Source organism: Streptomyces sp. LE64, assembly GCF_052606915.1.
On the sequence record NZ_CP199708.1, the window covers coordinates 3,347,132 to 3,368,534 of the forward strand.

Here is a 21,403-nt window from a genome sequence, read left to right on the forward strand (position 1 = left end):
GGTGAGGTCGGCCCGGGGGACTCAGGGAGGGGACCGCATGGCGCCGTACGAACAGAACCACATCCCGCGCGGGGGACCGGAGCACATCCGTCGCTGGGAGTCCGGCGCCCTCGCCCACGCGGTGAACGATCCGTTCGGGATGGGCCCCCTGCCCTGGCTGCGCGGCAGCGAGCACTACTTCGGCGACACCGGGCAGGTGGTGCCCTGGTACGTCGACACCCCGCCGGACACGGCCCGCCCCCGGGACAGTCCGGAGGCGGCCGGTGCGGCGCGCGCCGCCCGGCTCGCCGAGGCCCGGCCGCCGTACGGGCTGCGCACCGCCAACGACGTGGGCCAGCAGATCAAGGGCTTCGCGTCGGCGGCCGCGGTGGCCCCCGGCGGGGCGATCGACTTCCACATCACGGTGAACCCGCCGCAGCAGTTCGGCGTGGACGTGTACCGCATCGGCCACTACGCGGGCGACGGCGCCGCGAAGATCACCACGAGCCCCCGGCTGGCGGGCATCGTGCAGCCGGCGCCGCTCGCCGCCGACCGCACGGTCTCCTGCCACCACTGGTGGCTGTCCTGGCGGCTCCAGGTGCCGTCGTACTGGAACCCGGGCGCCTACGTCGCGGTGCTGACCACCCTGGACGGGTACCGCTCGCACATCCCGTTCACGGTGCGCGACGACCGTCCCGCGGACCTGTTGCTGCTGATGCCGGACGTCACCTGGCAGGCGTACAACCTGTACCCGGAGGACGGCCGGACCGGGGCGAGCCTCTACCACGCCTGGGACGGGGAGGGGCGGCTGCTGGGCGAGGCGGACGCCGCGGCGATGGTCTCCTTCGACCGGCCCTACGCGGGGGCGGGGCTGCCGCTGCACGTGGGGCACGCGTACGACTTCATCCGCTGGGCCGAGCGGTACGGCTACGACCTGGCGTACGCGGACGCCACCGATCTGCACGCGGGCCGGGTGGACCCCACCCGCTACCGGGGCCTGGTCTTCCCGGGGCACGACGAGTACTGGTCGGTGCCGATGCGGCGCACCACCGAACGGGCCCGGGAGCAGGGCACCTCGCTGGTGTTCCTCTCCGCCAACACCATGTACTGGCAGGTCGAGTTGAGCCCGTCCGCCTCGGGCGCCCCGGACCGGTTGCTGGCCTGCCGCAAGCGCCAGGGGCCGGGCCGCTCGACGCTGTGGCGGGAGGTCGACCGACCGGAGCAGCACCTCCTCGGCATCCAGTACGCGGGTCGGGTGCCGGAGCCGCAGCCGCTGGTCGTCCGCAACGCGGGGCACTGGCTGTGGGAGGCGACCGGCGCCCACGAGGGCGACGAACTGGGCGGGCTGGTCGCGGGCGAGGCCGACCGGTACTTCCCGCGCGCCCCGCTCCCCGAGCACCGGGAGCGCATCCTGTTGGCGCACTCCCCGTACCGGGACGCCGAGGGCGGTCGGCGCCACCAGGAGACCTCCCTGTACCGGGCGCCCTCGGGGGCGCTGGTCTTCGCCTCGGGCACCTTCGCCTGGTCGCCGGCGCTGGACCGGCCCGGGCACGTGGACGCCCGGGTGCAGCGGGCCACCGCCAACCTGCTGGACCGCATCTGCAAGCGGGACTGAGCCGGCGGCCCCCGAGTGCCGCCCCCGTTTCGCGGCCGGTCCGACCGGTGCGGGAGAATCGCGGCAGCACTCGTACAGAACCACGGGGAGGCACCGTGTCCGGATTCGTCGAAAAGCCCGAACCGCTTCAGGTTCCGGGGCTGGTGCACCTGCACACCGGGAAGGTGCGCGATCTGTACCGCAACGAGGCCGGTGACCTGGTGATGGTGGCCTCCGACCGGATCTCGGCGTACGACTGGGTGCTGCCGACGGAGATCCCCGACAAGGGCCGGGTGCTGACCCAACTGTCGCTGTGGTGGTTCGACCAGTTCGCCGACCTCGCGCCGAACCACGTGCTGAGCACCGAACTGCCCGTGGGGGCCCCGGCCGACTGGGCGGGCCGCACGCTGGTGTGCAAGGCGTTGCGGATGGTGCCGGTGGAGTGCGTGGCCCGCGGTTACCTCACCGGCTCCGGGCTGGTCGAGTACGGGCGGACGCGCACGGTCTGCGAGGTTCCGCTGCCCGAGGGGCTGGTGGACGGCTCGGAGCTGCCGGAGCCGATCTTCACGCCGGCGACCAAGGCGGAGGTCGGCGAGCACGACGAGAACGTCAGCTTCGAGGAGGTGGTCCGCCGGGTCGGTGCGGAGACCGCCGAGGTGCTGCGGGAGACCACGCTCGCGGTGTACGGGCGGGCCCGGGACATCGCACGGGAGCGGGGCATCGTCCTCGCGGACACCAAGTTCGAGTTCGGCTTCGACGGGGACGTGCTGACCCTCGCGGACGAGGTGCTGACCCCCGACTCGTCCCGGTTCTGGCCGGTCGAGAGCTGGCAGCCGGGCCGGGCGCAGCCGTCCTTCGACAAGCAGTTCGTCCGGGACTGGCTGACCTCGCCGGCCTCCGGCTGGGAGCGGGCCGCGGAGTTGCCGCCGCCGCCGATGCCCGAGGACGTGGTGGCGGCGACCCGGGCGAAGTACCTGGAGGCCTACGAGCGGCTGACCGGGGCCGCCTGGGAGTGAGCGGGACGGAAACGACGGGGACCCCGGCCGATGGGCCGGGGTCCTCCCGCGTACGGAGTACGAACTGAGCGGACGACGAGGCTCGAACTCGCGACCTCAACCTTGGCAAGGTTGCGCTCTACCAACTGAGCTACGTCCGCCGGTGCCCCGAGGGGCGCCGCCCACTATACCCAACCGCGTCGCCGCGCGAGCCGCACCGCCGTGTGCCGGTTGTCGGCGCCCAGCTTGGCCATCGCCGACGAGAGGTAGTTGCGGACCGTGCCGGGAGAGAGCGACGCCCGCTGGGCGATCTCCGCGATCGGCGCCCCGTCCGCGGCGAGTTCCAGCACCTCGGCCTCCCGCGCGGTCAGCGGGGAGTCCCCGGCGGAGATCGCGTCGGCCGCCAACTCGGGGTCCACGTACCGGTTGCCGGCGTGCACGGTCCGGATGATCTCGGCGAGCCGTTGGGCGCTGACGGTCTTGGGGACGAAGCCCCGCACCCCGGCGGCCAGGGCCCGCTTGAGGTGTCCGGGGCGGCCGTGACTGGTGACGATCAGCACCCGGCAGTCGGGGAGTTGGGCGCGCAGCGATGTGGCGACGCTCACACCGTCCGCGCCGGGCATCTCCAGGTCGAGGACGGCGACGTCGGGACGGTGCGCCAGCGCCATGGCGAGCGCCTCCGGGCCGGACGCGGCCTCCGCGGTCACCAGGAGGTCGTCCTCCAGCGCGAGCAGGGCCGCCAGGGCGCCCCTGATCAGGTGTTCGTCGTCGGCGAGCAGGATCCGTACCCGGTGGGTGCCGGGAGCGGCGGTCATTCCGCCACCTCCTTCGTGGGGACGGCGTCCGGGTGCGGGTCGTCGGGGGCGAGCGGGACCCGGGCGGTGACGCGGAAGGTCCGGCCGCCGACCCGGTCGGCGGCCCCGACGGGGCCCGCGTCCAGGGTGCCGTCGAGGTCGGCCAGTCGTTCCCGCAGCCCGGCGAGTCCGGTTCCGTCGGTGGAGGCGGCGGAGGTCTCGGTCATCCCGTCGTTCTCGACGGTGAGGGTCACCGCGGTGGGGGTGCGCACCAGGCCGACGGTGCAGTGCTCGGCGGCGCCGTGCCGCAGCACGTTGGTGGTGGTCTCGCGGACCACCCAGCCGAGCACGGCCTGCACCCGGGCGGGCAGTCCGGCGGCGGAGCCGGTGAGGCGGCAGTCGATCCCGGCGGCGGTGAGGACGCCCTGCGCCCCGGAGAGTTCCACGGAGAGGTCGGCTTCGCGGTAGCCGCGGACGACCTCCCGCACCTCCCGCTGGGACTCCTGCGCGATCCGCTGCACCTCGACCATCTGCGTCACCGCCTCGGGGCGTTGCCGGTGGGCGAGTTGCACGGCGAGTTCGCTCTTGAGGGCGATGACGGCGAGGTTGCGGCCCAGCACGTCGTGCAGGTCGCGGCCGAACCGGAGGCGCTCCTCGGCGACGGCGAGCCGGGCGCGGGTCTCGCGTGCGGCGTCGAGTTCGATGACGACGGTCAGCAGCCACACGGAGAGCGCGGCGGCCAGCGCCATGAACCCGCTGCCGAGGGTGACGGTCACGGTGGTGATCGCCGCCGGCAGCAGCGGGACGCCGGCGACGAAGGCGCCGATCCCCGCGCACGCCCCCAGCCCGCAGACGGCCCGGACGATCTGCCGGGCCCCGCGCAGCCCGAGAGTCAGCGCGCCGGTGCCGAAGACGAAGACGATCAGGTAGGCGGTGGCGGAGGCGGCGACCTGCTTCTCCTCGGCCGCGGAGGGGGAGCCCAGGTCGAGCCCGCGGGTGGTGACGAGCAGCAGGGCCACGGCGATCAGAACGGTGGCCGCGGCCACCACCGCGGCGGCGCCGAGGGGTCGGCCGCGGCTTCCGCAGATCCAGTCCAGCGCCCGGGCCCCGGCGAAGGAGCCGATGCCGGCGTGCGTCAGCAGCAGGGCCAGCGCCAGCAGGGCGGTGGGCCGGTCCAGGACGTTCAGCAGCCCGGGCGCCAGCACGCCGACCTCGATCGCCGAGAAGGAGTGGAAGGTGCCGCGGGTGTACGACTCGACCTTCGCGGTCGTGCTCTTCCCCCGCCACCAGGCACCCGGTCTGCGCATCACGCCGTTCTTCCTCACGTCCGTCGTCCGTCACCGGTGCGGGCGGGCCCCGGCCGGTGGGGCCCGGGCCCGCCCGCACGGTTCAGCGCCGCGGCTCCCAGCGGAACCACCGGCGCACCCCGTACAGCGAGAGCGCGGTCCAGACGCCCGCGGTGACCAGCGCGGTCAGGGTCTCGCCGCCGGACAGGTCGCCGGTCATGCCGCCGCGGAGCAGGGTGATCGGGCCGCTGAGCGGCAGCAGTTCGCCGATCCGGGCGAGGTTGTCGGGCAGCAGTTCCAGCGGGAAGGTGATGCCCGAGCCGAGCAGGGAGACCATCATCATCGGCATGACCGTGACCTGGGCGCTCTCCACGCTCTGGCTGAACGCCGCGGTGACGGCGCCGGCCGCCGCGCAGAGCACGATGCCGAGCAGCAGCCCGAGCACGGCCAGGTGCGGGGCCCCGGGCGCCTCGACGTCGAGCAGGGCGTAGAAGCCGACCGTGAGCAGGACGGTCTGGAGGAGCGCGATGGTCACCGCGGGCAGCGCCGAGCCGCCGAGGATCTCCAGGTCCCGCAGTTCGCCGACCCGCAGCCGCTTGAGGACGAGTTCCTCCCGGCGGGCGACGTAGATCGCGGTGAGCGCCATGTAGACGGCGAAGACCAGGGCCATGCCGATCGCGGAGGGCAGCAGGAACGTGCCCACGGAGAGCCCGGCGGATTCGAGGTCCATGGTCTTGGTCACGGAGTGCACGCTCAGCGGCAGGATGAACGGGATGACCACCGCCGCGAACAGGGTGCCCTTGCTCCGCACCAGCAGGGTCAGCTCCGCCCGGGCGAGCGAGGTCATCCGGCCCGCCGCGGTGGTGGTGGTGCTGACGGCGCCGTCGCGGGGCGCGGTGCGGGGGTGTCGGGGGGTGGTGGTGTTCACAGCACCTGCTCCTTCGCCTGGTGGTCGGTCCGGTGGTCGCTGTCGCCGGGGTGCTCCTCGGCTTCCCGGGCGATCCGCAGGAACGCTTCTTCCAGGGAGGCGGACCGGATGTCCAGGGCCTTGAGGGTCAGTCGCTCCTGCTCGGCCCAGACCAGCAGCGCGGTGGCGGCCCGCTGGAGTTCCCGGGTGCGCAGCCGCACCGTCCCGCCGCTGACCTCGTGGTCGATCACCCCGAGCCGGGCCAGCGGCGGCAGATCGCCGACGTGGTACCCCTCGGGGAGCCGGAACGAGATCAGCGAGGGCTGGGCGGCGACCACGTCCGCGACGCGCCCCTCGGCGGCGATGCGGCCGTGGTGCAGGATCGCGAGGCGGTCGGCGAGGTCCTCGGCCTCCTCCAGGTAGTGGGTGGTGAGCAGCACGGTGGTGCCGTGGTCGCGCAGTTCGCGCACCAGCTCCCAGGTGTCCCGGCGGCCCTCGGCGTCCAGTCCGGTGGTCGGCTCGTCGAGGAACAGCACCTCGGGCCGGCCGAGCAGGGCGAGGGCCAGGTCGAGACGGCGGCGCTCGCCGCCGGAGAGCTGCTTCACCCGGACCGCGGACCGCCCCAGCAGCCCGACGATGTCCAGGGCCTCGTCCTCGGGCCGGGCGCCGCTGGTGCACCCCGCCCACATCCGCACGGTCTCCCGCACCGTCAGCTCGCTGGGGAAGCCGCCCTCCTGGAGCATGACGCCGATCCGCGGGCGGATGCGGGAGCGTTCGGCGTACGGGTCGTGGCCCAGGACCCGCACCCGCCCGGAGGCGGGGAGGGCGAGGCCCTCCAGCAGTTCCAGGGTGGAGGTCTTGCCGGCGCCGTTCGTGCCGAGCAGGGCGAAGAGTTCGCCCCGCGCCACGGAGAAGGTCACGCCCCGCACGGCCTCGAAGGTCTTCTGCGGCTGTCCGCCGGGCGTGCCGCCGCTCGCGCCGCCGGCCTCGTCGCGTCCGGAGGGACCGCCCCCGTAGACGCGACGCAGATCGGTGACGTCGATCACGCGCTCTTCGGTCGCTTCGGTTGTCATGCCCCGATTTTCTCCTCTGGTCCGTGCCGGTGGACGGTGCGGGGTGTCACCACTGCTCATGACAAATGTCAGACCGTCCACCGCGAAAGCAGAAGGCCCCGGTCATTGACCGGGGCCTTCTGGAAATGCTTCTCACATGGAGCGGACGACGAGGCTCGAACTCGCGACCTCAACCTTGGCAAGGTTGCGCTCTACCAACTGAGCTACGTCCGCAGGGCATCCGAACGGCTTCCACCGATCGGCGCGAGCACCACCCTACCTGATCCACTCATGTGGTCGGTAAGCGATGCAGAGCGGGTGACAGGGATCGCACACTGCGCCTTCCCCCTGGAAGGGGGATGTTCTACTACTGAACTACACCCGCACGGCCTCTGAGCTGGGATTTCCTCCCAGCCCCGTTGGCGTGACCAAACTCTAACGGATCACGGGGGGTGCTGCGCAAGTCGACGGCCGCCACCCCCGCGCCCCGCGACCTGACGGGCCGTCGGCCCGCCCGCCGGTTCCCCGACGGACAGAGCCGAGCCCGACCTAGTTGGCCGCGTCGAACGCCTCGTACACCCGCTTGGGGATGCGCCCCCGGGGCGGCACCTCCACCTGGTGGGAGCGGGCCCAGGCCCGCACCGCGGCGGGATCGGGCGTCAACGCCGTGTGCCGGTACGCCTTGGGGGCCGGCTGGCCGCCCGCCCGGGCCTTGCGGCCGGCGTGCACGTACGGGGCCAACGCCTTCCTCAGTTTCCTCGCATTGGCCTGATTGAGATCGATCTCGTACGACTTCCCGTCCAGCCCGAAGACGATCGTTTCCGCCGCTTCCCCGCCGTCGATGTCGTCATGGAGAGTGACTACGACTCGCTGCGCCACGAATATCGGTCCCTTCGTGCGGCCCCACCGCGTTGAGGTGCGGTGATGCCGTCTGTCCGGCTGTTTGAGGCAAAGTATCGGGATTGCCATTTCCTTTGTACAGGGCCGAGCATTGAATGGGGAAGACCCATTATTGTGTTGCGCGTGTCCGGCACGTGTCGGTCCTATTGCCGACCTAGGGATTTTCCAGGAGTTTTTGTGGAGGTTGCCCGGGCGGTCCGGGCGGTGTCCGTGGTAGGTGAGGGCCGTCACGTAGGTACCTACGAATCTACGCGTGTAGAAATTTTGTGCGGGTAGTCTGAAGTGACCTGCTCAGCACCACACACCGGGAGTGCCAGTGGCACGCGTCGTAGTCGACGTCATGCTCAAGCCGGAGATCCTCGACCCCCAGGGGCAGGCCGTGCAGCGCGCGCTGCCTCGCCTGGGTTTCGACGGTATCGCCGACGTACGTCAGGGAAAGCGTTTCGAACTTGAGGTCGAGGGGCCGGTGGACGAAGCCGCCCTCGCCCGCATTCACGAGATGGCCGAGACGTTCCTGGCCAACACCGTGATCGAGGACTTCGTCGTCCGTGTGGACGAGACCGCCGGAAAGGCCGGAGCCAAGTGACCGCACGTATCGGCGTCGTCACTTTCCCGGGCACCCTGGACGACCGTGACACCCAGCGCGCGATCCGGGTCGCCGGTGCCGAGGCCGTCCCGCTGTGGCACCGCGACAAGGACCTGAAGCAGGTCGACGCCGTCGTCCTCCCGGGTGGATTCTCGTACGGCGACTATCTCCGCGCCGGAGCCATCTCCCGCTTCTCGCCCGTGATGGAGACGATCATCACGGAAGCCAAGTCGGGAATGCCGGTCCTGGGAATCTGCAACGGATTCCAGGTGCTGACCGAAACCCACCTGCTGCCCGGCGCGATGCTGCGGAACAACCACCTGCACTTCATCTGCCGCGACCAGAAGCTGCGGGTCGAGACCACCGCCACCGCCTGGACCGCCGACTACGCCGCCGGCCAGGAGATCTCCGTCCCGCTCAAGAACATCGACGGCCGTTACGTCGCCGACGAGCGCACCCTCGACGAGCTGGAGGCCGAGGGCCGGGTGGCCTTCCGCTACCTGGACGTCAACCCCAACGGCTCGCTCCGCGACATCGCCGGCGTCACCAACGCCGAGGGCAACGTCGTCGGCCTGATGCCGCACCCCGAGCACGCCGTCGAGGGCCTGATCGGCACCGGCCGCACCGACGGACTCGGCTTCTTCACCTCGATCCTGAACAACCTCGTGCGGAAGGGAGCCGTGGCATGACGCTCGACACGGTCAAGCACGCGGCCGGCACGCCCGAGGCGGAGCAGCCCTGGCAGGAGCTCGGCCTCAAGCGCGACGAGTACGACCGCATCCGCGAGATCCTGGGCCGCCGCCCGACCGGCGCCGAACTCGCCATGTACTCCGTCATGTGGTCCGAGCACTGCTCCTACAAGAGCAGCAAGGTCCACCTGCGCCAGTTCAGCGAGAAGGCCCCCGAGAACGACGCCCTCCTCGTCGGCATCGGCGAGAACGCCGGCGTCGTCGACGTCGGCCAGGGGTACGCGGTGACCTTCAAGGTCGAGTCGCACAACCACCCCTCGTACATCGAGCCCTACCAGGGCGCGGCCACCGGCGTCGGCGGCATCGTCCGCGACATCCTCGCCATGGGCGCCCGTCCGGTCGCCGTCATGGACCCGCTGCGGTTCGGCGCCGCCGACCACCCCGACACCAAGCGGGTGCTGCCCGGCGTGGTCGCCGGCGTCGGCGGCTACGGCAACTGCCTGGGCCTGCCCAACATCGGCGGCGAGGTCGTCTTCGACTCCTGCTACCAGGGCAACCCGCTGGTCAACGCCCTCTGCGTGGGTGTGATGAAGCACGAGGACATCCACCTCGCCAAGGCGTCCGGCACCGGCAACAAGGTCATCCTCTACGGGGCCCGCACCGGCGGCGACGGCATCGGCGGCGTCTCCGTGCTCGCCTCCGAGACCTTCGAGTCGACCGGCCCGGCGAAGCGCCCGGCCGTCCAGGTCGGCGACCCCTTCCAGGAGAAGCTGCTCATCGAGTGCACCCTGGAGATCTTCGCGGAGAAGCTGGTCGACGGCATCCAGGACCTCGGCGGCGCCGGCCTGTCCTGCGCCACCAGCGAGCTGGCCAGCGCCGGCTCCGGCGGCATGCGCGTCGACCTGGAGACCGTGCCGCTGCGCGACGCGACCCTCTCGCCCGAGGAGATCCTCATGAGCGAGTCGCAGGAGCGCATGTGCGCCATCGTGGAACCCGCCAAGGTCGACCGCTTCCTGGAGATCTGCGAGAAGTGGGACGTCATCGCCACCGTCATCGGTGAGGTGACCGAGGGCGACCGGCTGGAGATCTTCTGGCACGGCGAGCAGATCGTCGACGTCCCGCCGCGCACCGTCGCCCACGAGGGCCCCGTCTACGAGCGCCCCTTCGCCCGCCCCGGCTGGCAGGACGCCCTCCAGGCGGACGACGCGAACGCGCTGCCCCGCCCGGCCGGCGGCGACGAGCTGAAGGACCAGGTCCTGCGCCTCGTCGCCTCGCCCAACCAGGCGTCCAAGGCGTGGATCACCGACCAGTACGACCGGTTCGTGCAGGGCAACACCGTCCTCGCGCAGCCCGAGGACTCCGGCATGATCCGCATCGACGAGGAGACCGACCTCGGGGTCGCGGTCGCCACCGACGGCAACGGCCGCTACGCCAAGCTCGACCCCTACGCCGGCGCCCAGCTCGCCCTCGCGGAGGCGTACCGCAACGTGGCGACGAGCGGGGCCAAGCCGCTCGCCGTCTCCAACTGCCTCAACTTCGGCTCCCCCGAGGACCCCGCGGTGATGTGGCAGTTCGCGGAGGCCACCCGCGGCCTCGCCGACGCCTGCCAGGTGCTCGGCACCCCGGTCACCGGCGGCAACGTCTCCCTCTACAACCAGACGGGCGACACCGCGATCCACCCGACCCCGGTCGTCGCGGTGCTCGGCGTCATCGACGACGTGAACCGCCGCACCCCGGTCGGCTTCGCCGAAGAGGGGCAGCTGCTGTACCTCCTCGGCGACACCCGCGAGGAGTTCGGCGGTTCGGCCTGGGCCCAGGTCGTCCACGACCACCTCGGCGGTCTGCCCCCGGCGGTCGACCTGGAGCGGGAGCGGCTGCTCGCCGACATCCTGATCTCGGCCTCCCGCGACGGCATGATCGACGCCGCGCACGACCTCTCGGACGGCGGCCTCGTCCAGGCGGTCACCGAGTCCTGCCTGCGCGGCGGGCACGGCGCCCGGCTGGTCGTCCCGGACGGCCTGGACGCCTTCACCTTCCTCTTCTCCGAGTCCACGGGACGCGCCGTCGTCGCGGTGCCCCGCTCGGAGGAGGTCCGCTTCACCGACATGTGCGGGGCCCGCGGCCTGCCGGCCGCCCGCATCGGCGTCGTCGACGGCGACGCGGTCGAGGTGCAGGGCGAGTTCGCCCTCCCCCTCGCCGAGCTGCGGACCGCCCACGAGGGGACGATCCCGGCCCTGCTCGCCTGAGGGTCCGGCACGCTCCGTCGAGCCCCCCGCCCCGGCGACCGCCGGGCGGGGGGCTCCGTCGTGCCCGTGCCTCCCCCCGCCCACGCCACCCGTACGAGGGATTGAACGTCATTACGTAACTACGTAATCTAGCCCCATGGACCTCGAACAGCGCCTCACCGCCCTCGAACGCAGACTCACCGCCCTGGAGGGCGCGGACCCCCCGAGCACCTCGACGCCCCCCGCCCCCCCGACCCCGCCCGGAGACCCCGCCCGCGCCGAGCCCCGCGCCGACCTGTGGGCCCTCGACGGCTTCCGGGAACAACTCGCCGACGCCGGCCCCGAAGCGGCGGACGGAGGCGTCCTGTTCACGGGGACGGTCGCACTGCCCACCGGAGCCCGCTACGAATGGCAGTACGGCGAACTGACCGAACGCCTCGTCGAAGCCGACTGGTCCCCCCGCGCCGAGGTCTTCGCCGCCCTCGGCCACCCGGTGCGCCTGAGACTCCTACGGGAAGTCCTCTCCGGCAGCAGCACCGCCGCCGAACTCAGTGAGCTGGAAGGACTCGGCACCACCGGCCAGATCTACCACCACCTCCGCCAACTCGCCGGCGCCGGCTGGCTCCACACCACCGGCCGCGGACGTTACGAGGTGCCCGCCACCCGCGTGGTGCCCCTCCTGGTCGCCGTCACCCTGGCGGGCTCCCCGTGACCACCGACCCCCAACGACCCGCACCCCACGGGAAGAAGACCCCCGCCCCCTCCTCCCGCAGACCCGCGACCCGCACCCTCCACAAGGTCCTCAACCGCACCTACCGAAGCGTCCTGTTCCTCCTCCTGGCCCTGATCGCCGCCAGCTTCGTCGTCGACCGACTGAACGAGCCCCCGTTTCCGCTGCTCTGGCCCCTCCTCGGGCTGACCGCCCTGATCGTCCTGTTCCTCGCCCGGCTGACCGGCCCGTCCCGGAGGAGAACGACCCGGCCCGCCGACGAACCGGTCGAAGTGGCCCCGCCCGTCACCGGCCGCTGGACCGCGGTCAACAGCCCCGCGGACAAGGTCCCCAGCCACGGCACCCACAGCTACGGCCAGACCTACGCCATCGACATCGTGGCCGAGCCGGCAGCCACCCCCGACCCCCCCGACCCCACCGATCCCGCCCGTCCCGCTGCCTCCGACGCCCCTGCCGACCGTGCCGCCGCCCGGCGCCCTCCGTTCGCCTGGTTCTGGCCACTGATACGTCGCCCCGACGCCTACCCCGCCCACGGGGCACCGCTGTTCGCGGTCGCCGACGCCACCGTGGTCCGTGCTCAGGACACCCAACGGGACCACCTGAGCCGCGGCTCGCTACCGATGCTGGCGTACCTGATGGTGGTCGAAGCCCCGGCCCGTGCCCTGTGGGGGCCCACCCGGGTCACCGGCAACCACCTCGTCCTCGACCTGGGGGAGGGCACCTACGCCATGTACTGCCATCTCCGCCGGGGCTCGCTCCGGGTGCGCGTCGGCGACCGCGTCCGCCTCGGGCAACCCGTCGCCGCCACCGGCAACTCCGGCAACTCCACCGAACCGCACCTCCACTTCCAGCTGATGGACGCGTCCGACCTGGACGAGGCGCAGGGCGTGCCGTTCCGCTGGCACGGAGTGGGCCTACCGGCGAACGGCGAGACCTTCACCGTAGAAGCGAGGAGCGAGGAGGTCACCCCGGGCTGACGCGACCCCGCACGGGCACCCGGGCACCGGCGCCGGAGCACGACGAAACCCGGCACCCAGTGCCATGTGCGGGAGCGGGCGAGGGAGCCGCCGGCCGCGGCCCGCCGAGCCCACGAGGCCGTGTGCACGGTGCTCGGGGCATCGCGCCGCCAGCCGGGGCAACACGGAGGGGGCGGGGGGAGGGGAGGGGGGAGGGACCCCGGCAAGGAAATCCACTCAACGCCCCCACCCCACCTGGATTAGGGTCACCCCATGCCTCCCCGTAGCAAGCGCGTCCGCACCTTCGATCCGGCGAGGACCCGGGCCGCCGTGCTCGCCCAGTACCGGCACGTGCGGGAGGCGGTGTCGCAGCTCACCCCGGAGCAGTCGGCCGCTCCGACCCGACTCGGGGACTGGACGGTGCGGGAGCTCGTCGCCCATCTGTCGATCGCCGTGGGGGTGGTCACCCGGGCCCTGGAGCTGCCCGAGCCCACCCGGCTGGAACTCCCGCTGGACGCCTACGCGGCGGCCACGTTCGCCGGGGCCGGAGCGGTCGACGAGGCGGCGCACACCGCGTCGGCGGAGACGGACCCGGACGTGCTGTTCGCCCGGGCCGACCGGGTCGAGGAAGTGCTGGCCACGGTGCCCGACGAGCGTCTCGTCCCGTTGCTGCCGGGGGCGATGAGCTTCGCGGACTTCCTGGTCACCCGGGTCGTGGAGTTGGTGGTGCACACCGACGACCTCAACGACGCCGGCCTGGACGTGCCGATCGACCCCAAGGCGCTGGCGATCGTGACCCGGTTCCTCGCGGACAGCCTGGCCGTGAAGGCCCCGGGCGGGTCGGTGGAGGTCCGGATCCCGCCGTACGCGGTGGTCCAGTGCGTGGCCGGCCCGAGGCACACCCGGGGAACCCCGCCGAACGTCGTCGAAACCGATCCGCTGACCTGGGTCCGGCTCGCCACGGGGCGCGCGGACTGGGCGACGGAGGTCCGGGCGGCCAGGGTGTCGGCGAGCGGTGAGCGCGCGGACCTCGCGGAGGTGCTGCCGCTGATGGGCTGACGCGGACGGGCCGAGAGTGCCGGGGCCGAGCACGTCGGGCCGAGCACGCCGGGGCGGAGGACGACCGGGCGGAGCAGTGGCCCGCCCGCCGCGGGTCACGGGTCACGGAGGGCCAGGAGCCGCCACGGAACGCCACCCGGTGCAGGGAGCGCGGGGGGTGGCGGGGTGCCGGAGGGCGCGGACCCGGCCGTCATCGAACCGGCCGGTAAGTGATTCCCCTTACGGAACCCGTCCTCAATTCGGACCAGTGGTCGATCTCGCCTACACTCGGTGCCGTGCCACGTGGTGACGGTCGACTCAATCACGATCTGCTCCCCGGGGAGAAGGGCCCGCAAGACGCATGTGGCGTCTTCGGTGTCTGGGCTCCGGGCGAAGAGGTCGCAAAGCTCACGTACTTCGGGCTCTACGCCCTCCAGCATCGGGGCCAGGAATCCGCGGGTATCGCGGTCAGCAACGGCTCCCAGATCCTCGTCTTCAAGGACATGGGCCTGGTCTCCCAGGTCTTCGACGAGACCTCCCTCGGCTCCCTCCAGGGCCACATCGCCGTGGGACACGCCCGCTACTCGACCACCGGGGCCTCGGTGTGGGAGAACGCGCAGCCCACGTTCCGCGCGACCCCGCGCGGCTCCCTGGCCCTCGGCCACAACGGCAACCTGGTGAACACGGCCCAGCTCGCCGAGATGGTCGCCGCGATGCCCAAGCAGGAGGGGCGCGCCACCCAGGTGGCCGCGACCAACGACACCGATCTGGTCACCGCGCTGCTGGCGGGCCAGGTCGACGACGACGGCAAGCCGCTGACCATCGAGGAGTCCGCCGCCAAGGTGCTGCCCTCGGTGAAGGGCGCGTTCTCGCTGGTCTTCATGGACGAGCACACCCTGTACGCGGCCCGTGACCCGCAGGGCATCCGGCCGCTGGTGCTGGGACGCCTGGAGCGGGGTTGGGTGGTGGCCTCCGAGTCCGCCGCCCTGGACATCTGCGGTGCGACGTACGTCCGGGAGATCGAGCCGGGTGAGCTGGTCGCCGTCGACGAGAACGGCATCCGCACCTCACGATTCGCGAAAGCGAAGCCCAAGGGTTGTGTCTTCGAGTACGTGTACCTGGCCCGTCCGGACACGGACATCGCCGGGCGCAACGTCTACCTCTCCCGGGTGGAGATGGGCCGCCGGCTCGCCGCGGAGGCGCCGGTCGAGGCCGATCTGGTCATAGCGACCCCGGAGTCCGGAACCCCGGCCGCGATCGGCTACGCCGAGGCCTCGGGCATCCCGTTCGGCGCCGGACTGGTGAAGAACGCGTACGTGGGTCGGACGTTCATCCAGCCCTCGCAGACGATCCGCCAGCTCGGCATCCGTCTGAAGCTGAACCCGTTGAAGGAAGTCATCAAGGGCAAGCGGTTGGTCGTCGTCGACGACTCGATCGTGCGCGGCAACACCCAGCGCGCCCTGGTGCGGATGCTGCGCGAGGCGGGCGCCGCCGAGGTGCACATCCGGATCTCCTCCCCGCCGGTGAAGTGGCCGTGCTTCTTCGGCATCGACTTCGCCACCCGCGCCGAGCTGATCGCCAACGGCATGAGCGTCGAGGAGATCGGCAAGTCCCTCAGCGCCGACTCGCTCGCGTACATCTCCCTGGACGGCATGATCGAGGCCACCACCATCGACAAGCCCGACCTCTGCCGGGCCTGCTTCGACGGCGAGTACCCGATGGAGCTGCCCGACCCGGAGCTGCTCGGCAAGCAGCTCCTGGAGACCGAGCTGGCCGCCGGTCCCGCGGCCACCGCCGCGGTCGACGCGCTCCGCCGTCCGTGATGATCCCCCGTAGAACACACACGAAGGCTCCGCACGCATGTCTGGTGAATCCCCTGTGAGCACCCCCGCTTCCGGCTCCGGCGCGAGCTACGCGAGCGCGGGCGTCGACATCGAGGCGGGCGACCGCGCGGTCGAGCTGATGAAGGAGTGGGTGCGCAAGACGCAGCGCCCCGAGGTCGTCGGTGGTCTCGGCGGCTTCGCCGGGCTCTTCGACGCGTCCGCCCTCAAGCGCTACGAGCGTCCGCTGCTGGCTTCGGCGACGGACGGCGTCGGCACCAAGGTCGACATCGCCCGCCGGCTGGGCGTGTACGACACCATCGGGCACGACCTGGTGGCGATGGTGATGGACGACATCGCGGTGTGCGGTGCCGAGCCGCTGTTCATGACCGACTACATCTGCGTGGGCAAGGTCCACCCGGAGCGGGTCGCGGCGATCGTCAAGGGCATCGCCGAGGGCTGCGTCCTGGCCGGTTGCGCCCTGGTCGGCGGGGAGACCGCCGAGCATCCGGGGCTGCTGGGTCCCGACGACTTCGACGTGGCCGGTGCCGGCACGGGCGTGGTGGAGGCCGACCGGCTGTTGGGCCCGGACCGCATCCGCGAGGGTGACGCGGTGCTGGCGATGGCCTCCTCGGGCCTGCACTCCAACGGCTACTCGCTGGTGCGGCACGTCCTCTTCGACCGGGCCGGCCTGGCCCTGGAACAGCAGGTGGACGAGCTGGGCCGGACGCTGGGCGAGGAACTGCTGGTGCCGACCCGGATCTACTCGCTGGACTGCCTGGCGCTCACCCGGGCCGCCGAGGTGCACGCCTTCAGCCACATCACCGGCGGCGGGCTCGCCGCGAACCTGGCACGGGTGGTCCCGGACGGCCTGCACGCCGTCGTGGACCGCGCCACCTGGGCGCCGGGGGCGATCTTCGACCTGGTGGGCACGGCGGGCCGGGTGGAGCGCCTGGAGCTGGAGAAGACCCTGAACATGGGCGTCGGCATGATGGCCGTGGTGCCCGCCGAGTCGGTGGAGGTGGCGTTGACGCTGCTCGCCGACCGCGGGGTCGACGCCTGGCAGTGCGGCGAGATCACCGAGCGCGGGGCGCACACCACGGGCGCTGCCCTGGTCGGCGACTACGCCCGGTAGGGGTCCGGACCGGACACCGGCCCACCTTCCCGATGATGTTCCAGTACCCCCAGGCCCCCATGGCGGCGGCGACGGCAGGGGCTCCGGCGAGGGCCGGGGCCCGGTCGGCCGCGGCCTGCCGGGTGGGCGCGGGGACAGCACGAAACCCGGTCCGGCGCTACGGGCCCGGACCGGGAAAGGTGCGGCTGTTCGACGATGCCCCGATCGAGGCGTCCGCTCGGGCGGACGTTCCGGTCGGCGGCGGCGCCGATGGTTGTGGACTGCTACTGGATGCGGAGGACGTGAGCGGTCTTCGCGTCAAGCACCGCGACGGTGCGCATGCGACGGGGATCCGGGCTCGTCGTCCTCGTCCTCGTCGTCATCGACGTTGTAGAGATCCGCGTACCGTGCGTACGGGTCGTTGTCCTCGTCGTCCTCGATCGGCTCGCCGTTCGGCGGCTGGCTCGAAGTCGATGCGCCCAGCTCGTTGGCCAGACGTGACAGGTCCGTCCCGCCGCCGCTGTTGTACTTCAGCTGGCGGGCGACCTTCGTCTGCTTGGCCTTGGCCCGGCCGCGCCCCATGGCTCGACCCCCTCGGTGACGGGGCTCGACGGCCCCAGAGTCTTGACACGCGTTCATGATCGGGAACGGGCTCTCCGTGGAGAGACCGGTCCGTAGGGCTTCCACGGTACCTGCTCCCGCGGCCATACGGTACGTCGCCCGTAGGACGCGCGGCTGTGCAGAACCCGCGAGGCGCCCCGTCCTCGCTGGTCAACCGCGATTTTAACCTCTTCTTGGCGCACGACCCGCCGACATCGGGTGAGTCTCATGTCTCAGCCGTCACCAACGGTTTTCCGCCGTCACCGAGGGCGCCGCGCCGGCGGGGCCGGTCCGCGACACGCCCGGGAGCCGGGTCGGCCCGGGCGGTCGCGGACCAGCGCCTCAGCGGGCCGCGGAGCGGGCGTCGGCCATCCGCTGTTCGGCGATCCGGTCGGCGGCGACCGCCGGCGGAACCCCGTCGCTCTTCGCACGTGCGAATATGTCGAGCGTGGTGTCGTAGATCTTCGACGCCTTCGCCCGGGCCCGCGCGAAGTCGAAGCCGTGCAGTTCGTCGGCGACCTGGATCACGCCGCCGGCGTTCACCACGTAGTCGGGTGCGTACAGGACGCCGCGGTCGGCGAGGTCCTTCTCGACCCCGGGGTGGGCGAGTTGGTTGTTGGCGGCACCGCACACCACCCGGGCGGTGAGCGCGGGCACGGTGTCGTCGTCGAGCGCGCCGCCGAGCGCGCACGGCGCGTACACGTCGAGCCCGTCGACCCGGATCAGGGCGTCGGTGTCGGCGACCACCCGGACCTGCGGGTGCAACCGCGTCACCCGGCGCACCGACTCCTCGCGCACGTCGGTCACCACGACCTCGGCGCCGTCGTCCAGCAGGTGGTTCACCAGGTGGTGGCCCACCTTGCCGACGCCGGCGACGCCCACGGTGCGTCCGCGCAGCGTGGGCTCGCCCCACAGGTGCCGGGCGCTGGCCCGCATGCCCTGGAAGACGCCGTACGCGGTGAGTACCGAGGAGTCGCCGGCCCCGCCGTTCTCGGGCGAACGGCCGGTGGTCCAGCGGCACTCGCGGGCCACCACGTCCATGTCGGCGACGTAGGTGCCCACGTCGCAGGCGGTCACGTACCGGCCGCCGAGGGAGGCCACGAACCTGCCGTAGGCGAGGAGCAGCGCCTCGGTCTTGATCCGTTCGGGGTCGCCGATGATGACGGCCTTGCCGCCGCCGTGGTCGAGTCCGGCGAGGGCGTTCTTGTACGACATCCCGCGGGCGAGGTTCAGTGCGTCGGCGACGGCTTCGGCTTCGGTGGCGTAGGCGTGGAAGCGGGTGCCGCCGAGTGCGGGGCCCAGGGTGGTGGAGTGCAGGGCGATCACGGCCCTGAGGCCGGTGGCGCGGTCCTGGCAGAGGACCACTTGCTCGTGGCCCCCCTGATCGGTGTGGAACAGGGTGTGCAGGACGCCGTCGGATGCTTCGGTCACGGTGGTGACTCCCGGGTGCGTAGCGGCGGTTGGGAACGGGCCGTTCGGGTGGTGGGCCCGGTGGTGACGAGAGTAGGGCCTGGACGGCGCCGGGTGGGGCCCGCCCGGGACGGACCCCCCGCCCGGAGTACGGTGACCGACCGGGTGCGCGGTCCCGGACGGGGTTGCCGCGCCGGTGGACGGGGGAGGGAGCAGGGGTGCCCAAGGTGTCCTCGGTGATCGTGCCGTACGCGTCCTACTTGCGGGTGTACGAGCCGCTCGCCGCCTTCCCGCAGCCGGAGCGCGGTCACTGGGAGCGGTACGCGCGCCGCGGTGACCGGCCTTCCTACCAGGACGAGCTGCGTCGTTCGCTGACGGACCTGGTCTCCACGCCGCCGGTGGCGGTGCCGGTGCACGAGAGCCGGGACGCGTTCGTGGTCGAGGTCGACGGGGTGGTGTGCGTGTGCCCGTGGCGGACCCGGTTGCGGGGGTGGCAGGCGCTCGACGAACTGGAGTCGGGCGGGCGGTTGCCCCCGGCGGTGCTGGACGCGGTGGTGCCGCCGGTGGTCCGCAGGGAGAACGCCGACGACTACGAGCGCTGGCGGGCGGCGAATCCCGATGCCCGGCCGTGGATCCGCTCGGCGACCTGGCAGGTGCCGCTGGTGTGGTTCGTGCTGGTGGCGGACGAGGAGCGGGAGCACCGGCCGCCCGGGGCGCGGCCGGAGGGGGCGGCGGGCGCGGAGGCGCCGCCGGCCTCGCTGGTGCGGTACCGGACGCCGATGGTGGAGGCGCGGCGTCGGGTGGCGCGCGGATTGAAGACCCTGCGGACTGCCTGGGGGGAGGGGCCGTTCATCGACGGGCTGACGGAGGTGGGTCGTTGGCTGGAAGAGTTTCATCCGCGGTCCTGGGTGGAGCTGGACTACGGAGGTCTGGTGCACACCGTGCCCGCCGAGGAGTTGGCCGCCGATCGTTCGGCGGCGGACGTGGCCGAGGGGTTGGAGGCGCTGGGGCGCGGGGACGGCGTGGTCGCCGGGGAGGCGTACGGACGGTTGGCCGAGCGGTGGCGGAAGGTGCGGGACCGGCAGTTCGCGAGTTGACCGGGAGGGTGCGGGGCGCGGTTCCGCCTCGGCCGCACAATTGTCCGTCGATTTCGCGCCAGATTCTTGGTGGTGCGGTGGTCGGTTCTCGGGGGTGCTTCCCCCTGGCCTCCGCCGCCGTTTCGTCCGCCCGGGCGGCCTTGCGGACCGGAGGCCCGGTGTCGTCCCCGTCCTCCGGTTCCTTCCCGTTCCCGACGCCCCGCCCGCTTCGGTCCCCCCTCCCCGGCAGCCCTCCCGGGCCCTTCTGATCTCCTCTGCTTCCTCGTGTCGCCCCGCTCGTCGCCCCTCGCGGAGCGGGTCCCGCCGGCGGTGCGGCTTCCGGTGCGCGGGGTCGGCGGGCGCCGCGGGCGTACGGGGCGGTCGGTCCGTTGGAGGGGGTCGGCGGGGCCGGTGAGGGGGTCACGAATTCGGTCGTGTGTGCCCGAAGTGGCCGGTGACCGGTCGTACTGTCCTGACATGCTGTTTCCTGGCAGGGTGGGGGCCTGTTCGGGGGGTGGGCGTGCCGGTGGGCGCGTCCGGGCCGGGTCGGCGACGGATTCCGTCGTCGCAGGTCGACGGGGGTCGAGGACGGACCGGGAACGGTCCGCCGGTGCCGGGTCGGATTCCGGGGCGGGCGGACGGAGGACTCGGGACGTAGGACGTAGGTCCCGATCCGGTCTTTTGCGTCAAGCGTGACGGACCGCACTAACCCGGGCCTTGCGCCCATCGCCCGTCCTCGTGCCAAAATAGGACAAGGAGTCCGGGGAGGGCTCCTTCCATCCGACTCTGGGCGGAATGCTCTGCATTGCACGCTATAGGGGGGTCTGCTGGCCTCTGCTCGCTGTGTGACGGATCGTCACGGGGGTGTGACTGTCCGTTATGAGGTGGTCCATCGGCATCCGTCGGTGATGAACACCTGGGAGGGCAATTCCATCGGTTTGGCCGACGCGGCTGGACAGATGGTGTAGTTGTAGTGCCGAGGACAAGCCGTTCGTCCTATAACCGACTCGACCCGCGTCCGCCATTTCGGGCAACGCGTGTCAAGGTGCAGAATTTAGAGGAAAGAACCGAGAAGGTTCGGTTCTCCCGAGGAGGCCGCTCATGACAGCTCGCACCCCTGATGCCGAGCCGCTGCTGACCCCGGCTGAGGTCGCCACGATGTTCCGCGTCGACCCGAAGACGGTCACGCGCTGGGCCAAGGCTGGCAAGCTCACGTCGATCCGCACGCTCGGCGGGCATCGCCGCTATCGCGAAGCCGAGGTTCGCGCACTGCTCGCGGGTATTCCGCAGCAGCGCAGCGAAGCCTGAACGACCGTACGACCGGGCCGATTCACCGGGTCCCCCACTCGGTGCGCACGCCCTGAAACACAGCTCCACTGACGTTGGTCCTGCCCCAACAGGACCGTGTCGGGACGGGTGATCCCCGTCGTGACCGTGACGTCGATCGCGCTGGACTCCGCCGGGTCCAGCGCGATTTTTTTGTGCGGACCCACCGGCTCCCGTTGTGCGGATTCCGTGGCGGTCGGGGTGTCCCTGTGCCCGCTGTGCCCCTCGACGCTCCCCGGGGCCGTCCTGACGGCCCCTCAGGCCCCGTGGCCCGGGCGGCCGGAGGGGCCCAGCCCGCGGGCGCGTGCCCGTCCCCCTCGTCCCCC

At 72.1% G+C, this 21,403-nt stretch carries 19 protein-coding genes and 3 tRNA genes; 12 read left to right on the forward strand and 10 right to left on the reverse strand.

Going from position 1 to position 21,403, the window contains the following annotated elements:
- The first annotated feature begins 37 nt into the window (after nt 1-37).
- The gene (locus ACSMX9_RS15140; protein WP_445402818.1) at nt 38-1,594 is read left to right on the forward strand and encodes a N,N-dimethylformamidase beta subunit family domain-containing protein; all 1,557 of its coding nucleotides are present in this window, start codon (nt 38-40) and stop codon (nt 1,592-1,594) included.
- Nucleotides 1,595-1,689: 95 nt separating this feature from the next.
- The gene (locus ACSMX9_RS15145; RefSeq protein ID WP_445402819.1) at nt 1,690-2,589 is read left to right on the forward strand and encodes a phosphoribosylaminoimidazolesuccinocarboxamide synthase; all 900 of its coding nucleotides are present in this window, start codon (nt 1,690-1,692) and stop codon (nt 2,587-2,589) included.
- A 67-nt stretch (nt 2,590-2,656) separates the two neighbouring features.
- On the opposite strand, the gene ACSMX9_RS15150 is transcribed toward ACSMX9_RS15145, so the two are convergent.
- From ACSMX9_RS15150 to ACSMX9_RS15185, 8 genes are all read right to left on the reverse strand, one after another.
- Nucleotides 2,657-2,729, reverse strand: a tRNA-Gly gene (locus tag ACSMX9_RS15150).
- 24 nt (nt 2,730-2,753) lie between these two features.
- Nucleotides 2,754-3,383 carry a response regulator gene (locus ACSMX9_RS15155; protein WP_445402820.1) on the reverse strand — a complete coding sequence of 210 codons (630 nt, stop codon included), beginning with the start codon at nt 3,381-3,383 and terminating at the stop codon, nt 2,754-2,756.
- Complete coding sequence (locus tag ACSMX9_RS15160; RefSeq protein ID WP_445402821.1) at nt 3,380-4,669, reverse strand: sensor histidine kinase; 1,290 nt, start codon at nt 4,667-4,669, stop codon at nt 3,380-3,382. Before ACSMX9_RS15160 ends, ACSMX9_RS15155 begins: the two co-directional genes overlap by 4 nt.
- An 82-nt stretch (nt 4,670-4,751) precedes the next feature.
- On the reverse strand, nt 4,752-5,495 hold the full coding sequence (locus ACSMX9_RS15165) for an ABC transporter permease (RefSeq protein WP_445402997.1): 744 nt from the start codon (nt 5,493-5,495) through the stop codon (nt 4,752-4,754).
- A gap of 77 nt (nt 5,496-5,572) precedes the next feature.
- Nucleotides 5,573-6,628, reverse strand: a complete 1,056-nt coding sequence (locus ACSMX9_RS15170) for an ABC transporter ATP-binding protein (RefSeq protein ID WP_445402822.1) — start codon at nt 6,626-6,628, stop codon at nt 5,573-5,575.
- Nucleotides 6,629-6,765: 137 nt separating this feature from the next.
- Nucleotides 6,766-6,841 (reverse strand) — tRNA-Gly (locus ACSMX9_RS15175).
- A 79-nt stretch (nt 6,842-6,920) separates the two neighbouring features.
- A tRNA-Gly gene (locus ACSMX9_RS15180) sits at nt 6,921-6,992 on the reverse strand.
- A gap of 164 nt (nt 6,993-7,156) precedes the next feature.
- Nucleotides 7,157-7,486 carry a histone-like nucleoid-structuring protein Lsr2 gene (locus tag ACSMX9_RS15185; protein ID WP_445402823.1) on the reverse strand — a complete coding sequence of 110 codons (330 nt, stop codon included), beginning with the start codon at nt 7,484-7,486 and terminating at the stop codon, nt 7,157-7,159.
- Nucleotides 7,487-7,823: 337 nt separating this feature from the next.
- On the opposite strand from ACSMX9_RS15185, the gene purS reads away from it, so the two are divergent.
- From purS to purM, 8 genes are all read left to right on the forward strand, one after another.
- Nucleotides 7,824-8,093, forward strand: coding sequence for a phosphoribosylformylglycinamidine synthase subunit PurS (purS, locus tag ACSMX9_RS15190; RefSeq protein WP_351245254.1), 270 nt, complete (start codon nt 7,824-7,826; stop codon nt 8,091-8,093).
- Nucleotides 8,090-8,782, forward strand: a complete 693-nt coding sequence (gene purQ, locus ACSMX9_RS15195) for a phosphoribosylformylglycinamidine synthase subunit PurQ (RefSeq protein ID WP_445402824.1) — start codon at nt 8,090-8,092, stop codon at nt 8,780-8,782. The genes purS and purQ overlap by 4 nt, the downstream gene beginning before the upstream one ends.
- Complete coding sequence (gene purL / locus ACSMX9_RS15200; RefSeq protein WP_445402825.1) at nt 8,779-11,028, forward strand: phosphoribosylformylglycinamidine synthase subunit PurL; 2,250 nt, start codon at nt 8,779-8,781, stop codon at nt 11,026-11,028. Before purQ ends, purL begins: the two co-directional genes overlap by 4 nt.
- Before the next feature lie 136 nt (nt 11,029-11,164).
- Nucleotides 11,165-11,719, forward strand: a complete 555-nt coding sequence (locus tag ACSMX9_RS15205) for an ArsR/SmtB family transcription factor (RefSeq protein ID WP_351245248.1) — start codon at nt 11,165-11,167, stop codon at nt 11,717-11,719.
- A 113-nt stretch (nt 11,720-11,832) separates the two neighbouring features.
- Nucleotides 11,833-12,714, forward strand: a complete 882-nt coding sequence (locus ACSMX9_RS15210; protein ID WP_445402998.1) for a M23 family metallopeptidase — start codon at nt 11,833-11,835, stop codon at nt 12,712-12,714.
- Between the two features lie 252 nt (nt 12,715-12,966).
- Nucleotides 12,967-13,752: a sterol carrier family protein gene (locus tag ACSMX9_RS15215; RefSeq protein ID WP_445402826.1), complete on the forward strand. Its 786-nt coding sequence runs from the start codon at nt 12,967-12,969 to the stop codon at nt 13,750-13,752.
- Nucleotides 13,753-14,027: 275 nt separating this feature from the next.
- A complete protein-coding gene (gene purF / locus ACSMX9_RS15220) occupies nt 14,028-15,554 on the forward strand; it encodes an amidophosphoribosyltransferase (RefSeq protein ID WP_351245242.1) in 1,527 nt (508 codons plus the stop codon).
- Nucleotides 15,555-15,591: 37 nt separating this feature from the next.
- A complete protein-coding gene (gene purM / locus ACSMX9_RS15225) occupies nt 15,592-16,686 on the forward strand; it encodes a phosphoribosylformylglycinamidine cyclo-ligase (protein WP_351245240.1) in 1,095 nt (364 codons plus the stop codon).
- 297 nt (nt 16,687-16,983) lie between these two features.
- On the opposite strand, the gene ACSMX9_RS15230 is transcribed toward purM, so the two are convergent.
- Both ACSMX9_RS15230 and ACSMX9_RS15235 read right to left on the reverse strand, forming a co-directional pair.
- Nucleotides 16,984-17,247, reverse strand: coding sequence for a DUF3073 domain-containing protein (locus ACSMX9_RS15230; RefSeq protein WP_351245238.1), 264 nt, complete (start codon nt 17,245-17,247; stop codon nt 16,984-16,986).
- A 360-nt stretch (nt 17,248-17,607) separates the two neighbouring features.
- Nucleotides 17,608-18,696, reverse strand: coding sequence for a Leu/Phe/Val dehydrogenase (locus ACSMX9_RS15235; protein WP_445402827.1), 1,089 nt, complete (start codon nt 18,694-18,696; stop codon nt 17,608-17,610).
- Between the two features lie 197 nt (nt 18,697-18,893).
- On the opposite strand from ACSMX9_RS15235, the gene ACSMX9_RS15240 reads away from it, so the two are divergent.
- Both ACSMX9_RS15240 and bldC read left to right on the forward strand, forming a co-directional pair.
- Nucleotides 18,894-19,772 carry a hypothetical protein gene (locus ACSMX9_RS15240; RefSeq protein WP_351245234.1) on the forward strand — a complete coding sequence of 293 codons (879 nt, stop codon included), beginning with the start codon at nt 18,894-18,896 and terminating at the stop codon, nt 19,770-19,772.
- Between the two features lie 1,080 nt (nt 19,773-20,852).
- The gene (gene bldC / locus ACSMX9_RS15245) at nt 20,853-21,059 is read left to right on the forward strand and encodes a developmental transcriptional regulator BldC (RefSeq protein WP_003949541.1); all 207 of its coding nucleotides are present in this window, start codon (nt 20,853-20,855) and stop codon (nt 21,057-21,059) included.
- Nucleotides 21,060-21,403 lie beyond the last annotated feature (344 nt).